The sequence below is a fragment of the Kiritimatiellaceae bacterium genome (assembly GCA_013141415.1).
GTDB lineage: Bacteria > Verrucomicrobiota > Kiritimatiellia > Kiritimatiellales > Tichowtungiaceae > Tichowtungia.
Genome location: JABFQY010000003.1, coordinates 305,285 through 320,744, shown reverse-complemented (window position 1 = coordinate 320,744; position 15,460 = coordinate 305,285). Strand labels below are relative to the sequence as shown.

Sequence of the window (15,460 nt, the reverse complement as noted above, 5' to 3'; positions counted from 1 at the left end):
TCGGCGAATTCGTCCGCCAAACCGCTGACACCGGACACTCCTGCTTTCCTCTCCACAAAGGTGGAAGCGGCATCTTTCTGGCGCGCCGTAGCTTTGCGGAGGCGGTTGCCGCTGAACCAAAATTGAGGTGGAGGTCACGATCCGCCTTCTTGCATCTGTAGGCCGGGTGACCTCACCCGGCGCAATCGCCCGCTGAGGGCAGCGGGCCTACAAAATTCCCAACCAGTTAAGTGGAATGCGTCGGCTCGGCGCGTGTAAAGCGTGCTCGGCGATCACGCTCCACCATTTGAATGACCGATTGGTTTCAGAATCAAGGTTATCGAAATTGTCAAATTATCGGACTGACCCCGTCCGTGACCCCGTCCGTGACCCCGTCCGTGACTTCTTGCATCTGTAGGCCGGGTGACCTCACCCGGCGCAATCGCCCGCTGAGGGCAGCGGGCCTACAAAATTCCCAACCAGTTAAGTGGAACGCGTCGGCTCGGCGCGTGTAAAGCGTGCTCGGCGATCACGCTCCACCATTTGAATGACCGATTGGTTTCAGAATCAAGGTTATCGAAATTGTCAAATTATCGGACTGACCCCGTCCGGTGACGAACCCGTTCAATCGGGCGAATTCATCCTCCAAACCGATGACACCGGACACTCTTGTGCACCACGCCGAAGCCCTGATGGCGAAGGCGGGCCTGCCTTTTTGCACAGGCAGGGATGCCTGCGCCACTTTGTTTTTAGTGGATGCTTAATTGCGCGGACTGACTCTGGCTCCGCTTGGTCATTTTGGATATTCTACAGCTGGTTTTTTCTGAAAAACATCGCTCATGATTTCCTGCATCTTTTGCATAGTTTCTGATGTCTTGGAATTCATCATATACAGTTTTTCTTTTTCAGTAATGTTCTTTAAAGAGACCTTACCGTTCGCATCCACAAGTGAAAATGTACAACAGAAGAAAAACACCTCTCTGTCGCTGAATCTTTGTTCGTATTGCTTAGCTGCTTGTTCACCCAAAGAGATTAGGTTTTTCGCGTTTTCTTCAGGCGTACCAGGCAATATTGAACTTAGGGCTTCAGATTGAAATTGTATTTTGGCAATTAGTTCAGCGCCTTTTTCTTTTGCTGTCGGGTTTAGGAAACGATGTGTCGTTTGATCATATGTTTTGATGACTTGATTCAGCTCGTCTTTTACGGATGAGCTGGTTGACACCCCTTCTTTTTTCACAGCATCCGAAAATCCGCTTCCGAATTTTGAATCGAGGTAGCTTTTTGTTTCTCGATTGTATTCTTTTGTTTTTTCGTTTTCATTTCGTATCTGTTTGTATTCTTCATGAGTGAAGGCAGGTTTCGTGCTGTCCTCAGTGTTAGTCAAAAGTGGCGGTTTTGAGCTGGTCGTTCGGTAAGGGCTTGATGCTTTTTCATTCGATTGATAATACATCACTGTGAGTTCAGCTATTCCGACTATCACGATCAGTATTGCTAAGCTGGTGGTCACCACATGAGTGTTTTTATCTTTATCTTCATTGGTCGTTTCCGATGTGCAGGGGAGCTTCTGTTCTACTGGCACCGTTTCATTCTGGCTTTTGGTGATACATGCTGACGACGGCATGTTCTCCTCAGAGTCTAGGGGTTCTTTTGGCGGCTCAGGCTGTTTGTTTTCCACCAAATTAACAGGCTCGTTGGGATTCAAGTCGTCCTTTTTACTTGTCGGGCTCTTGTTCTCGGATTCTTCTGCGTTTTTCTGCATCCACGCGATGATTGGAAAATATAAGATAATACCAATCGGTCCTAAGCATACTAAGCAAGCCGCGAGAATCCATGCCTTAGTCCATCGTCCTGGTTTTTTCATTGCTTACCACCTCTGATTGCTGTTTGTGATGTTGTTAGATGGGTCTTCTTTCATGATCATATTGGATTTGGGTTCTTCCCATATACGCAAAGTTCTAGGGCTTGCAGGCGCAACATGTAAAACTCCATTTTCGGTTTCGACATTCATGCAATTGATAAAAATTACGAAACCGATTTTGACAATAATGATGATTATAATCGCTATGATTATTTGTTTCATGATCAATGTCCTTATATCCGGTTAACGCGTAGATTTTTTATTCTGCAACAGTTCCTGCGCGTGGCGGAGGGTGACTTTGGTTAAATCCTTGCCGCCGAGCATGCGGGCTACTTCCTCTGTGCGCGCGTCGCCGGTGAGCTGATTAATCTGGGTGAAGGTGCGGCCGTCCTGTACCCGTTTGGCGACGGCGTAGTGCGCGCCGCCGCAGACGGCGACTTGCGGCAGGTGGGTGATGGCGATGACCTGATGCGTCCGGCCGACCTGTGCCAGCTTGTCGCCGACGGCGTTGGCGATTTCGCCGCCGACGTTGGCGTCGATTTCATCAAAGACGAGCAGGGGAATCCGGTCGTGGCGGGCCAGTACGGCTTTGACGGCCAGCATGACGCGCGAAATTTCTCCGCTGGAAGCAATCGCCCGCAGCGGACGCATCGTTTCACCGGCATTGGGCGCGAAGCCGAATTCGATTTCGTCCATGCCGGAAGCGGCCGGTTCGTCGGCGTCCAGCAGCTGAACTTCAAAAAGTCCGTGTTCGAAACCGAGGTCGCGCAATTCGATGGTAATGGCGTCAGCCAGTTCGGAGGAGGTTTTTTGCCGTTTTTTCCGTAGAACCCGCCCGGCTTTTTCCGTTTCGGTCAGCGCGGCGGCGCGGTCGGCACCGACAGCGGCGCGCTGTTCGTCGCGGGACTGTAAATCTTTGAGCCGCGCTTTCCATTCGTCGAGTTTGACGAGAATTTCAGGAACGGTCGGGGCGTATTTGCGTTTAAAACTGCGGTAGAGCGCAAGGCGTTCGTCGAGAATCTGCAACCGCTCCGGCCCGGCGTTGATGTCTTCGACGGCACTTTGAATGATGGTGGAGATTTCCTGTGCGGTGCGCGCCGCGCCTTCGAGTTCTTCTGCCCAGGCTTCTGCGGCAGGCATATATTTAACAAGCTGGGTGCAGGCTTTACGGGCGGCGGAAAGTCCTTCCATGGCGGAATACTCGGCTTCGGTCAGTCCGCCGACGGCGGTTTGCGCCAGTTCGAGAATGTTCTGCGCATTGGCGATCTGTTCGTGTTCCTGCTGAACAGCCGTTTCGTCCTCTTCTGAAATCTTGGCTTCTTCGATTTCTTTGACCTTCCACGCGAGCAGGTCGATCTGTTCGGCGAGGCCGGATTCATCAATATTGGAAAGTTCCTGAAACCGTTTTTCCAGCACTTGAAACCGTTTGTACTTTTCCTGATAGGCCGCGCGGTCGGCGGCGAGCTGGCCGAAGGCGTCGAGGATGTCCATCTGCGCGTCGGTTTTCAGCAGCGACTGGTGGTCGTACGGGCCGTGCATATCGACCAGTACGTCGCCGAGCGCTTTGAGGACGGGCAGGGTGACCGGCGAGTCGTTAATCAGATTCTTCGAACTGCTTTCGGTGATGGTGCGGCGGATAATCAGCATTCCGCCGTCGCACGGCGGCAGGCCGACGGCATCAAGCGCGGCGTTGACGTCCGTCGGATCAGCCAGCTCAAAAACCGCTTCGATGTTGCAGGTTGTTTCGCCGGTGCGGATGAGTGATTTGTCGGCCCGTTCGCCGAGTACCAGTCGGAGCGCGCCGATCAGCAGAGATTTTCCCGCGCCGGTTTCGCCGGTAATGACGTTAAGTCCGTTTTCAAACGAGACGGTCAGGCTGTCCACCAGCGCCAGATTACGGATATTCAGACGGCTCAACATGCCGCGCATCATTCCAATTTAAGACTGATCGGTCAACCGATCGTTCCAATCAGCCGGAGAAATTCGGTACGGGTCGCCAGCTGGGAGCGGAAGGTTCCGTGCATGGCGGAGGTGATCATCTTGGAATTCTGTTTTTCGACGCCGCGCATCATCATACAGAGATGTTGCGCCTCGATCACCACGCCGACGCCTTGCGCGCCGGTTTTTTCCATAATGACATGGGCGATCTGATCGGTCAGCCGTTCCTGAATCTGGAGGCGGCGGGCGAAAACATCCACGACACGGGCCAGCTTGCTGACGCCGATCACTTTCTTTTCCGGAATGTAGCCGATATGGCACTTGCCGATAAACGGAAGCATGTGGTGTTCGCAGAGACTGTAAACCTCGATGTCTTTGACGATCACCATGTGGCTGTCCTCGGCTTCGAAAAAGGCGCCGTTTAGCACGTCGTCGATGTTCTGGTGGTAGCCGTTCGTCAGAAATTTGTAGGACTCGGCCACGCGGGCAGGCGTTCCTTTCAGCCCTTCGCGTTCCGGATTTTCGCCCAGTTCAATCAGCAGTTTGCGAATCAGTTCTTCCATGACAGGACTCCCGTTTAAATCGTGGCCGGAGTGTTCCAATGTTTCCGGCTTTCCGCAATGGTTTTTCCAATCAGATCTGTGTCTTAAGCCAGACGAGCAGGGCGTCGCGGTCGGGGAAGCGGCCTTCGAGCTGGGCGTCGTAGGCGAGCTGGATCAGTTCGCCCATGCGCGGGCCGGGAGCGACGCCGAGTTCGCGCAGGTCTTTTCCGGTGACCCACCGTTCGGGCAGGATCGGCTCGTTTTTCATCTCTTCGGCTTTTGCGAGCAGGAAGTGATAGTTGTCTAGCAGGCCGTGACTGCCGGAGCAGTCGACGCGGTGCAACTCCAGTTCGAGGTCAAATGTCTCCGCACCCATCAGTTTACGCAGAGTCGATTTATTCATCTTCTGCACATCCTTGAAGCGCATGTGGCCGTCAACGGCGGTGACGATCTGTTTAATCTCTTTCGACGGCAGTTTCAGACGGCGCAGAATTTCTTCCGCCATTTCGGCGCTCTTTCGTTCGTGACCGTGGAAACGCAGACGGTCTGCACCCATAAAGGCTGTCGCAGGTTTCCCGACATCGTGCAGGAGCGCGGTGTAGGCGAGGAGCTTATTGAAGTTGGGTGGTGTGTTCTGTAGTTGTGGGGCAGACGCCCCCGTCTGCCATTTGCCGAAGGCGAGGGTGTCTGCGTCACGATTTTTCATCAGGTTGAGCATGAGGCAGGTGTGTACAAAGACATCGCCTTCCGGATGAAATTCCGGCGGCTGTTCCTGTCCGATCATTGGAAGAATTTCGGGGATGATGTGCGCCATGAGTCCGAGGTCGACCAGGTCTTTCAGCGCATCACCGGGTTTGATGCTTTCGGTGAGCGTGCGCGAAAATTCATTTTCGATCCGTTCGGCGCTGATTTTGGCGATATCCGGCGCGAACTTTTTAATCGCGGCGCGGGTCGCCCGTTCGATTTCAAATCCGAGGGTGTGTGCGAAACGAACGGCGCGGAGCATTCGCAGATGGTCTTCGGAAAAACGCTTTTCCGGATCGCCGATGGCACGGATAATCTTCTTTTCGAGGTCAACCTGTCCGCCGACATAGTCGATTACTTTGTCTTCGAGCGGATCATAGAACATGCCGTTGACGGTGAAGTCGCGGCGTTTGGCATCTTCCTCCGCGCCGCAGAAATGAATGGAGTCGGGGCGGCGACCATCCTGATAGCCGCCATCGGCGCGGAACGTGGCGACTTCGGTTTCGGTTCCATCCTGCACAACGACGATGACACCGAAGGCTTTGCCGACGGCAACGGTTTTCGGAAAGAGTGCTTCGATTTGGTCCGGCGTGGCGCTGGTGGCGATGTCATAGTCTTTGGCTATACGGCCCAGCAGTTTATCGCGCACCGAGCCGCCAGCAAAGAAAGCGGAAAAACCTGCCTTGCGGATTTGCTTCAAAATTTTTAACGCGGTATGCTCGTCGCTGTCCATAAGTGCGGTGAGTCTGGAGTGTACCTATGAAAAAGTTAATCCTTTTCTCTCTTCTTCTTGCGGCGGTGCTGACCGCTACCGCGCAGAGTCCTGTGCAGAAACCAGCCGAAACATCCTGGCAGGATGTTGTAAAGCAGTTCACCGTCGTACGAACCGGCACGGGATACATGGATGTTGGAGACTTTACGGAATTTCTGGATCGTGCGGAAGGGATGCGCAAGAAGCCCGGAATTTTCAAACGGTTTACGGCGCGGCCGGTTACGTTTTATGAGAACTGGGGTTTGTGGCCGACATTGCTGCTAATCCTGTTCGGCGGGTTGGCGTTGAACCTGACGCCATGCGTTCTGCCGATGATTCCGGTGAATCTGGCGATCATCGGGGCCGGGGCACAGTCGGAATCGCGCCGCAAAGGGTTTGCGCTCGGTTCGGCGTACGGACTGGGGATTACGGTGGTTTACGGACTTCTCGGACTGGCGGTGGTGCTGGGCGGCGCACGGTTCGGCGCACTGAATGCCAGTCCGTGGTTTAATCTCATCATCGCGGTGATTTTTCTGCTACTGGCGCTGGCGATGTTCAACGTATTTCATATTGATCTGGCAAAACTCCATCAGCATCTAAGCCGTCGGCAGGTCGAAGAGGAATATCTGGCCGCGTTCGGTATCGGCGGACTGTCAGCTCTGCTGGCCGGTGCCTGCGTGGCCCCGGTGGTGATTGCTGTACTGCTTCTTTCCGGCAATCTGTACACCAACGGCGTGCATGCCGGGCTGGCTTTGCCGTTTGTGCTGGGTCTGGGCATGGCACTGCCGTGGCCGTTTGCCGGAGCGGGGCTGTCGTTCCTGCCGAGGCCGGGCGCATGGATGGAATGGGTAAAGCGCGGATTCGGCGTGCTGATTCTATTACTGGCCGGTTATTACGGGCAGCTGGGCGGACGTCTGCTGATAGCACACATGAAGCCATCCGGCGGCGAGGAGCATCTGGTGGTTTGCGAAAATAAATCAACCTGCTTCAAAGATGTTCTATCGGAAGCTTTGGCGGCCAATCAACCGGTCTTTATCGATTTCTGGGCCGACTGGTGTAAGAACTGCCGCGCAATGGATAAGACCACATTTGCCGATCCAAAAATCAAATCCCGCATGGAGCGGTACAAGGTGATCAAGTTTGATGCCTCAAACTACGACGAATCACCAGCCAAGGAAATTCTTGATCATTTCGGAGTGCTGGGCCTGCCGACGTACGTCGTCCTGAACCCCGTCAAGTGAGCCGAAGGCAATTGTTATTCGTTTCCAGCGCGCATTTTAATGTATAGATTCCATCTAACAAAAGAGGTGTTATTTTGAAAGTCCGTGAACTGCTCCGTCTGTTACTGTGGCCACTGATCATCCTCTGCCTGCTCGTCATTGCGCAGGCATTTTTCGCCTATTACACGCAAGGCACATCCAAACTGCTGGACTACCTGAACGCCATTATTGATCTGCGTGAGGAGCGCACCATCGGTACATGGTTCGAAAGCATCCTTTTCGTGATTGCCGGGCTTTCCTTCTTTCTAGTCAGCCGTCATCCGGCGCTTCCAAAGCCTGGGAAAGCCCTGCTGGTTCTGATGGCGCTCGGCTTCTGTTTTCTCTCGGCTGACGAGGCGCTGTCGCTCCATGAATTCATGGGCTATGAACTGGAGCAGGCCACCGGCATTGTTAAGGATACCCGGCTTGATCAACGCGGCTATTCCTGGGTACTTCTCTACGCTCCGATTGCCGTCGTGATCGCCGGTCTTCTGTTCAGCTTCTACCGCCGTATGATCAAAGCGGCCGCGAGCAAAGCCCCCGGCATCTGTTTTCTGCTGGCCTGGGTTGCTGTAGGGCTGGTTGTTCTTTGTGAAGCGGTCGATGGATTGAGCATTCTGGAGCGGGCCGATCTTTCCATTCTTCCCTGTTTTGAAGAATCTCTTGAGCTGGTATTTATCATGCTCTTTTACACCGCCAATCTGCTGATTGCAGAAAAAGCGGATTTATAATTCCGCCGAAAATTTGTATTTTGATCGGCGCATAAAAATGTGCAGATCGGGAAAAACTGACAGTTTAAAAAGCTATTTCGTTACGCCACGAACTTTCAGATTGTCGATAGAAGGACGATACAAATAGCCCGCCTGATCATCGGCAATATACAACCGGAATGAAACTTCACCCTGTAAGTTTTGATATTCCGGGTAATCCAGATCAATTACCTTGGATTTGACGGCGTTTGTGTCGCTGAATATCTCAGTAAACTCAGCTATGGTTTTGTACGCGTCAAATCCTTTAACGGAAGATTGAACTGAAACAGTATATGTAATCGGACCAAAGGAACCCAGTTGAGCCATTTTCATATCAAACATGAGCTTTTTTAAATTCATACTGGATGAAGAAGAAGGTTGGATGTCAAAAACAAGATATTGGTCGGCGGCAATTGAATTGCTGATCGTATTTTGTGTTCTACTGGCTAATAAACGTGCCATTCCGTCCTGTAAAGCAAGTCCGAGGTCGTTCACATGACGCAATCTTCCCTCGTATAAAGTCTGGCCAGTTGTTTGCGGATCCTGATAGACCGGTTCCAGACTGCTTGTAAAATCAAAATCTACAAGCCGCTCATCGCACGTTCCGTGCACAGCTACATTGTCAAAATATCCAATGCATTTCCAGTGCACAACGTTTGCGGTAAAATACATTCTGAACGTTTTTGATGTCGTCAGATTTTGGAAGTTGGTGTTGCTTCCCAAGTCAACCCAGCAGGTTTTCCAGTCGGTGAATGCATTATTTGTGACGACCATTTCAGCATAGCCTAATGTCTGAGGGGTTGTGTCATCTGTCGTTAAATAAAATCGCATGGTGTAAGTACTGCCGTAGCCGTTGTTTTCTCCCGCATAGTCAAACGATATGCCGGAAATGTTCATTGTATATCCAGCCTGAGGGGCGACGCTGAAATCACAGTAGTTCGTTTTAAAATTATTCAGCGCCAAGTTGTTATCCTCAAGGTACACCGCATTGATATTCTTGCTGACGCCATTTCGACTGAGGGCGTTAGTGAATGTCTTATACAAAAACCCAAAATTGGAGCGTTGGGCTATACGGGACGGGGTCATTGTAGAGATATGATATAACGAGTAATCCGTATTATTCACGCCGTCGCTCATTGGATAAAAGGCCAAATTCCGCCGATCAACCACGTATGGAGGTAATATCATTCTGCCCCAAGCATTATTTGGGTAGTTGAAAATCAAATAGTCTCTATTTGTTCCGGTGGTTTGGTATTTTTCTCCTAGGTTGTCGGTGATGAGAAGATCCCATCCATGATTAAGATTTGTTGCAAATGTTCCGCTGCCCAGTACGGACAGCCGACTGGATTCTCCATCAATTTGATAAACATAATTCGTTGCATTATAATAATTAGCTGCGGACGTCTCTGCGTCAAATTGAGCGCCTAAAATTTCAGATATACCGCCGTTTTTAGTAGTCCATGGCATGGTACATGGATCCCCCATCGACTCTATATTATCTCCGAGACACCAGATAATAGCTCCATCATTTGTCAGTCCCATGTGTTCACGATTAAGCTGGCGAATGTACATGTGTATGTTGTTGCTTACGCTGATTTGAGGATGCGCACCGATGTTTTCAATGAAAATATCGCCTGTCGCCACGGAAGAATTTTTGATTTTTGGGCCAACACCAATATTTTTAAGAACAAGAGGTTTGCTCATATCCTGTATGATCTGATGATTTACTGAAAAAACAATATCTTCAATGTTCATACAAGTATTGGCATCACTGATTTTTATCTGTGGAGATCCAACCATGTATGGGAAGAATCCTTTGATCATTCGCAAGGCGGCATTGCTGACATTAATTGTGCCCGTCAGCGAGTACTGCCCATACGGGATATAAAGCACGGGTGTTGTGCAATTATTTACATCATTTTGTAAGGCGATTTTGTTATTTGTGGAGTCATAACTTGTTCGCATGCTCGTTTTTGTCCAATCGGCGGTTCCAGGAAGATAAACCGGCACTTCTTTTACTGGAAGACGGAGTGTCAACTCTGATCCCGGACGGTATTTTGACTGAGTAGATAAAGAGGAAAACTGATCGATCGTCGTTTGAGTTATGTCAGTTCCCGTATACAAGTCAATTGGAACGGAGCAGTCGGTGATTTTCGCGTCTCTAAGGAACATAAAAATCTGATCGCTCAGCAATTTGATCCCGGGTTTGGTTGGTGTTCCGGCAATTTGTAGATCATAAGCCTCATACTGGGCCGGATTTTGCATATAATGGCCGAGTACAATAGCCGGGCCAGTGGCGTTGGTTGATGAAAGGAGCGCATCTCGCATAATATAATGTCGGCCATAATTATAAATAGCCGAGATTTTATAGTTTGAAATGGTGATGTGCTCAAACACCAAACCGTCGTTAAGGGACTCTTCCGGGAAAGGCAGATAATAATGGTTTGTATTATCCCATAGCTGGTAAATTCCATAATTACATCCATCTATACTAACATTCTTTATCAAGCCAGTTCCGGCGCGATCATATGTTATCAGGCCGGCAAAAGCATGAGTTGCGGAAATTGACACGTTGTATATTTCACCCATATTTGCCAATAGCACAAAAATTCCTGCTGCACCCGGATTATTGCCTAAGTTTATGCTTAAATTTCGCACTAAATTACCGATCGCCGAACACGGACCGCTTCCCATCGGGTCGCCATCCGCATATCGTTTGCCTTGAAAGATCAGTGGTTTTGGATGGGTGGTATCATTGAAACCGTTCGCATTATCTTTGAGTTTGAAAATAGTTCTGCCCATGCCTGCGCCGGAAATGGCGACGGATGTGGATGGAAGACCGTCTGGCATGAGAGGAATCAAAGTATCACTGATATTATATGTTCCTTCCGGGAAATAAACGACGCGTGATGCCGTAGGAACTTCCGGCGTAATTGCATTTAATGACATTCCGTTATATTTCGACAATATGGCGTTGATGGCGGACGTGTCATCAATTCCGTCATTTGGAATAGCTGCGGCAAGACCATCAGGTGGATTGGTGACATTTACAATCATGGCATCAGATGCCGATGGATAAATGACGGGTAGATCAGCAAATATAGGCGCACACGTTTGGATGCAGACCAAAAACCCGACAAAACAATTATTTATCATAGCTTCTTTTCCTCATAATTACATCGTTCTGTTTTGATTCTGACAGCCAATCTTATTGTTCTTGGGCTACCCATTCTGGGAAACTTATAATAGTCAAATTGGATTATTACAATGATTATATCAATCCTTCGTTGCTCTCTTTATAAAAATGTTGATTACTTTCCGCGCGGACTGTTGCCCCCGGTGGGCGTTGTTCCGCCGAGTGAGGGCACCCGGCCTGCATTTGCGTTAATTCATGTTCATTCGCGGTTAGTTCACCGGCGGACTGATCAGCGTTTGAATTTTTCCCGGAGGGCGCGGCCTTTAGCGATGATTTCTTCTTCGCCCGGTACGCGACGGTTTTGCATCAGAATTTTTCCATCGCAAATCACGGTGTCAATGCAGGAACTATCCGCGCTGTAAACCATATCGGCGATCAGGTGGTGCCCAGGGATCAGCCGTTCGTTATTCAGATCAACCAGCATGCAGTCAGCCAGTGCGCCTTCGGCAATGATGCCGCTGTCGAGACCGAAAAATTCCGCTCCGGCGCAGGTCCCAGCATGCCATGCGGTTTGTGCATTCAAAACGGTCGTGTCACCGGTAAAATGTTTTTCGAGCAGGGCGGCCATTTTGATTTCGGAACCCATATCGAGACAGTTATTGGAAGCGCAACCGTCAGTGCCGATCGCCACTTGCAGTCCGGCGTTGATTGCGTCGGTGAAGCGGAACTTGCCGGAGGCAAGTTTCATATTGGAGCTCGGACAGTGCAGGGCTTTCACGCCGCGCTGGGCCAGCAGTTCCATTTCGGACTGTTCGAGCCAGATGCAGTGCGCGGCGGTGACGTTCGGGCCGAGGAAGCCGATTGATTCGAGGTATTCCGGCGGACGCATACCGTGCTTTTGAATGCAATCGGCCACTTCCTTTTGCGTTTCAGAAAGATGGATGTGAATCATCAGGTTATGTATCGCGGCGAACTCCGCGCACCAGCGGAGCGATTTTTCTGACACGGTATAAATCGCATGCGGACCGAGCTGGAAAATAATCCGGTCGCTGTACTGCGTCCGTTCTTCGAACAGCCGTTTGTTCTGTTCCATCTGTTCTTTGGCTTTGGCCGGATCATCGAAGTCGATGAAGACGGCGGAGAGGGCGGCGCGCATTCCCAGTTCATCGACAGCGCGGGCGGTGCCGTGCCAGAACCAGTACATGTCATTAAAGAACGTCGTGCCGGACTTAATCATTTCCAGACAGGCCAGCCGTGCGCCGTCATAAACATCCGCTTCGGTAACTTTGCTTTCGAACGGCCAGACATGATGGTTCAGCCAGGTGAACAGTTCGAGGTCGTCGGCATAACTGCGCATATAAGCCATCGCTGCATGAGTGTGGGCATTATGAAACGTCGGCAGAATCGCCTTGTTCCGTCCGTCGAGAACTGTTTCGGCGGTCTGGCCGGAACAGTCGCCGATTTTTTTGATCCGGTTGCCGCTGATGTGCACATCAACGGGCGACCCATTCCACTCAACCTGTCTGATTAAAATACTCATGGCTGATGCAGAGAATAGCTTTGTGAAAACGCAAAGACCATAATAAATCGGCGGGTGCATCATGCAGGCTTCCCTTGCTATTCACGCCATCTTTGGTAAAACTCCCGCCATGAAAACGCTCAAAATTCTCGTTCTGAACGGCCCGAACCTCAACCTGCTTGGCACGCGCGAGCCGGAGGTTTACGGCACCGAAACGCTGGCCTCCATCGCGCAGGACATGAACGCCTGCGCCGGAAAACTGGGGGCGGTAGAGCTCGAATTTCGGCAGAGCAATGCGGAGAGCGATCTGATTACCTGGATTGGCGAAAGCCGCGGAAAATTTAACGGCATCATCATCAATCCGGCCGCTTACACCCATACCAGCCTTGGACTGGGCGACGCCGTTAAAGCGGTCGCCAAAGAAGTTCCGATGGTGGAAGTGCATTTGAGCAACACCCATGCCCGCGAAGAAATCCGCCACAAAAGTCTCACCGCTCCCGGCTGTATCGGTCAGATCATGGGATTCAAAGGCCACGGCTACATCCTCGCCTTGCAGGCGCTGGTGAAACACCTGCGCGGATAAATCGTATCCGGAGGGCGGCGCTCTGTCGCCGCCGAATTTGGTTTCGACGGAGCGAAACCCTCCCGTTCTAAACCAACTGCGCGAAAAAGTTGTTGAACACCAGTTCGGCGGGCAGGTTGCGGTCAAACTGACGGCACATCTCATCCACTGCGGCGATGCGGCGAAGCGCTTCGGTCCGCGTACAAATCATCGCCTGCCGTTTCAGTTGTTCGGTATCGTCCTGAAAGTGCAGGGTGCTTTCATCCTGTTCCAGAACCAGCATCAAGATGTCGCGCTGCCACTGGAGCAGGGTACGCAGAATTTCGGTGCGCGATTCAATTAGGCGCGCCGTCGAGCGGGCTGCCAGCAGGTCTTTGGCCTCTTTGGCTGATAAATCTTCCGGCAACCGTTCGGATTCTTCGGTTTCAAACTTTTCTTTCAACTCGTTGAGAATGCCGGTGATGCGGCCCGTAAACAAACTCGCTTCCGGAATGCTGGCTGGCGGCAGTTCACCGAGAATATCGAGCATGGGGTCTTTCCAGTGCCGGGCGACTTCCTCGTCCTCGTCGGATAGCGAGATGCGCTGACAGCGCGACGAAATAGTTGGCAGTAGCGCCTGCGGTTCATCGGTCACTAAAATCAGCAAAGTTCTGGCCGACGGCTCTTCGAGCGTCTTCAGGAGTGCGTTGGCCGCCTGATCCGTCATGCGGTCGGCGCATAGAATCACACCGGCTTTCCAGCCGCCTGCGAATGAGGTTTGTGAAAGCTGGCGGATCAGGTCGCGGATTTCTTCGATGATAATCTGGCGGCTTTTACTCTGCGGTTCGATCCAGACAATGTCGGGATGGACGTGCGTCTGAACCTGCGGATGATTATTAAAAATCAGGTTGAGCAGTTTTTCGGCAAACCGCAATGCCGCACCGTGCGGCGCGCCTTGCAACAGATAAGCATGAGCCAGCTGGCCGTTGCGCCAGCTGGTTTCGATGCCCGTCCATGCGGAACTAAATTGACTGCCGGAAGACATCGGTAACGGTATCCCAGATTGCGACGGCGACGGCGTCAGGTTTTTTCGCGGCATTGATGATGTAAAAACGTTTCGGGTCTTGCTTCGCCAGCTTTAGATAACCTTCCCGAACCCGTTCGTGAAACGAGCGATCTTCCTGTTCGAAGCGATCCGCCGATTCGCCGAGCGCGAGATAGCGCTGGGCGATCCGTTTAAAACCGGTGGCGACATCCAGATCGAGTAGCAAAGTGAGGTCGGGAGAAACGCCATTGACGCTGAACCGGTTAATGGCCTGAATTTCTTCGACCGGCAGGTTGCGACCGTAGCCCTGATAGGCGGTGGTTGAATCCATAAAACGGTCACAGATTACCCAAATGCCTTTTTTGAGATGAGGTCGGATCACTTTTTCAACCAGCTGATTACGGCTGGCTTCGAACAGAAGCAGTTCCGCCCGTTCACAAGGGGCTTCGCCCGCCTCATTATGCTGGAGAATATTGCGGATCGCTTCGCCGATTGCCGTACCGCCCGGCTCGCGGGCGTAAACGGCTTCGATACCGCAACCGGCCAGCCGCCGGATCAGCGTCTTGGCCTGCGTCGATTTTCCGGAGCCTTCCGGCCCCTCTAAAGTTATGAATTTGCCGCGCATACGGAAAAGAAGTTAACCGCGAAAGCGCCGAAATGCAACTTCGTTGCCTTCCAAAGCTCGGAAAACCGGAGTAAGATTCCGGTCATGAAAAAGCTGATCAGAACTGTTTTCGGCCTGCTGGCGCTGGTGGCGGTCATTTTTATTTCCGGGGCCCTTTTCTATGGCACCAAAACCGTTCACGACCTGCTCGGTGAAAATAAAAAACTTAAGCAGTCTCTGGCGACGCTCATGCACGAAGACCAGATCGGTTACGCCAAAGTCGTCCGGCAGGAAACCCGTAACGGCAAACTCTACACGGCCATCCGCTTTGTTGAAACGGCGCGCGATAATCCGCTCAAGATGGTGCTCGAAAAAGAATATGAAATTCAAGGCGACGTTGTTCACTTCGACGCACTCATCGTCACCTTTCCCGGGCAGGCCGTCATGGATGGCAAAGAGCGTTCGCTCTATCTCTGGCGGCGCATCTACGGCGAAACCCAGCCGCCCGCGTTCGGTTTTGCGATCGAAAAGGACGGAGTCCCGCCCGCCCGCTACCGGGATTTGCTCAAGCGGCTGCATTTTTCTGAGCGGAAACTTTTCTGGACTGCCATATGGGATTTGGCTAACAATCCCGACGCACTCCGGCAGTACGGCATCAAAGCCATCTACGGCAATGCGGTTTATCAAAAACTTCAACCCGGCGTGATTTGCGTCTTCAAAATCAGCCCGACCGGTCAGCTCTTCCTCGAAACTGTTCCGGATTTATAGGGGTAGTTAATCGCCACAAAAAACACA

General features: G+C 51.6%; 12 protein-coding genes. 4 read left to right on the top strand and 8 right to left on the bottom strand.

Features of this window, described 5'->3' with window-relative positions; genetic code table 11:
- Positions 1 to 772: 772 nt before the first annotated feature.
- From HOO88_05645 to HOO88_05630, 4 genes are all read right to left on the bottom strand, one after another.
- A complete protein-coding gene (locus HOO88_05645; GenBank protein ID NOU36233.1) occupies positions 773 to 1,840 on the bottom strand; it encodes a hypothetical protein in 1,068 nt (355 codons plus the stop codon).
- 240 nt (positions 1,841 to 2,080) lie between these two features.
- Positions 2,081 to 3,757 carry a DNA repair protein RecN gene (gene recN / locus HOO88_05640; protein ID NOU36232.1) on the bottom strand — a complete coding sequence of 559 codons (1,677 nt, stop codon included), beginning with the start codon at positions 3,755 to 3,757 and terminating at the stop codon, positions 2,081 to 2,083.
- 32 nt (positions 3,758 to 3,789) lie between these two features.
- Entirely contained in the window at positions 3,790 to 4,338 is a 549-nt protein-coding gene (folE, locus tag HOO88_05635) for a GTP cyclohydrolase I FolE (GenBank protein ID NOU36231.1), read from the bottom strand.
- Between the two features lie 70 nt (positions 4,339 to 4,408).
- Positions 4,409 to 5,794, bottom strand: a complete 1,386-nt coding sequence (locus tag HOO88_05630; protein ID NOU36230.1) for an HD domain-containing protein — start codon at positions 5,792 to 5,794, stop codon at positions 4,409 to 4,411.
- Positions 5,795 to 5,820: 26 nt separating this feature from the next.
- Between HOO88_05630 and HOO88_05625 the strand changes: the two genes are divergently transcribed.
- Both HOO88_05625 and HOO88_05620 read left to right on the top strand, forming a co-directional pair.
- On the top strand, positions 5,821 to 7,053 hold the full coding sequence (locus HOO88_05625; protein ID NOU36229.1) for a thioredoxin fold domain-containing protein: 1,233 nt from the start codon (positions 5,821 to 5,823) through the stop codon (positions 7,051 to 7,053).
- 74 nt (positions 7,054 to 7,127) lie between these two features.
- Entirely contained in the window at positions 7,128 to 7,802 is a 675-nt protein-coding gene (locus HOO88_05620) for a hypothetical protein (GenBank protein ID NOU36228.1), read from the top strand.
- A 72-nt stretch (positions 7,803 to 7,874) separates the two neighbouring features.
- Here HOO88_05620 and HOO88_05615 read toward each other — a convergent pair whose 3' ends face one another.
- Positions 7,875 to 10,976: a hypothetical protein gene (locus HOO88_05615; GenBank protein ID NOU36227.1), complete on the bottom strand. Its 3,102-nt coding sequence runs from the start codon at positions 10,974 to 10,976 to the stop codon at positions 7,875 to 7,877.
- 269 nt (positions 10,977 to 11,245) lie between these two features.
- Complete coding sequence (locus tag HOO88_05610; GenBank protein ID NOU36226.1) at positions 11,246 to 12,496, bottom strand: amidohydrolase; 1,251 nt, start codon at positions 12,494 to 12,496, stop codon at positions 11,246 to 11,248.
- A 109-nt stretch (positions 12,497 to 12,605) separates the two neighbouring features.
- Here HOO88_05610 and aroQ point away from each other — a divergent pair, with 109 nt between their 5' ends.
- Complete coding sequence (aroQ, locus tag HOO88_05605; protein ID NOU36225.1) at positions 12,606 to 13,058, top strand: type II 3-dehydroquinate dehydratase; 453 nt, start codon at positions 12,606 to 12,608, stop codon at positions 13,056 to 13,058.
- A 67-nt stretch (positions 13,059 to 13,125) separates the two neighbouring features.
- On the opposite strand, the gene HOO88_05600 is transcribed toward aroQ, so the two are convergent.
- Both HOO88_05600 and HOO88_05595 read right to left on the bottom strand, forming a co-directional pair.
- A complete protein-coding gene (locus HOO88_05600) occupies positions 13,126 to 14,115 on the bottom strand; it encodes a hypothetical protein (protein NOU36224.1) in 990 nt (329 codons plus the stop codon).
- On the bottom strand, positions 14,039 to 14,686 hold the full coding sequence (locus HOO88_05595) for a dTMP kinase (GenBank protein NOU36223.1): 648 nt from the start codon (positions 14,684 to 14,686) through the stop codon (positions 14,039 to 14,041). The genes HOO88_05600 and HOO88_05595 overlap by 77 nt, the downstream gene beginning before the upstream one ends.
- An 84-nt stretch (positions 14,687 to 14,770) precedes the next feature.
- Between HOO88_05595 and HOO88_05590 the strand changes: the two genes are divergently transcribed.
- Positions 14,771 to 15,433 (top strand): hypothetical protein, encoded by a 663-nt coding sequence (locus tag HOO88_05590; GenBank protein ID NOU36222.1) that lies wholly within the window; start codon positions 14,771 to 14,773, stop codon positions 15,431 to 15,433.
- Positions 15,434 to 15,460 lie beyond the last annotated feature (27 nt).

What these genes read in the sequence shown, in the direction of transcription:
- HOO88_05645 (NOU36233.1), bottom strand. Translation starts at nt 1,840, where the DNA reads ATGAAAAAACCAGGACGATGGACTAAGGCATGGATTCTCGCGGCTTGC.
- recN (NOU36232.1), bottom strand. Translation starts at nt 3,757, where the DNA reads ATGTTGAGCCGTCTGAATATCCGTAATCTGGCGCTGGTGGACAGCCTG.
- folE (NOU36231.1), bottom strand. Translation starts at nt 4,338, where the DNA reads ATGGAAGAACTGATTCGCAAACTGCTGATTGAACTGGGCGAAAATCCG.
- HOO88_05630 (NOU36230.1), bottom strand. Translation starts at nt 5,794, where the DNA reads ATGGACAGCGACGAGCATACCGCGTTAAAAATTTTGAAGCAAATCCGC.
- HOO88_05625 (NOU36229.1), top strand. Translation starts at nt 5,821, where the DNA reads ATGAAAAAGTTAATCCTTTTCTCTCTTCTTCTTGCGGCGGTGCTGACC.
- HOO88_05615 (NOU36227.1), bottom strand. Translation starts at nt 10,976, where the DNA reads ATGATAAATAATTGTTTTGTCGGGTTTTTGGTCTGCATCCAAACGTGT.
- HOO88_05610 (NOU36226.1), bottom strand. Translation starts at nt 12,496, where the DNA reads ATGAGTATTTTAATCAGACAGGTTGAGTGGAATGGGTCGCCCGTTGAT.
- aroQ (NOU36225.1), top strand. Translation starts at nt 12,606, where the DNA reads ATGAAAACGCTCAAAATTCTCGTTCTGAACGGCCCGAACCTCAACCTG.
- HOO88_05600 (NOU36224.1), bottom strand. Translation starts at nt 14,115, where the DNA reads ATGCCGCGAAAAAACCTGACGCCGTCGCCGTCGCAATCTGGGATACCG.
- HOO88_05595 (NOU36223.1), bottom strand. Translation starts at nt 14,686, where the DNA reads ATGCGCGGCAAATTCATAACTTTAGAGGGGCCGGAAGGCTCCGGAAAA.
- HOO88_05590 (NOU36222.1), top strand. Translation starts at nt 14,771, where the DNA reads ATGAAAAAGCTGATCAGAACTGTTTTCGGCCTGCTGGCGCTGGTGGCG.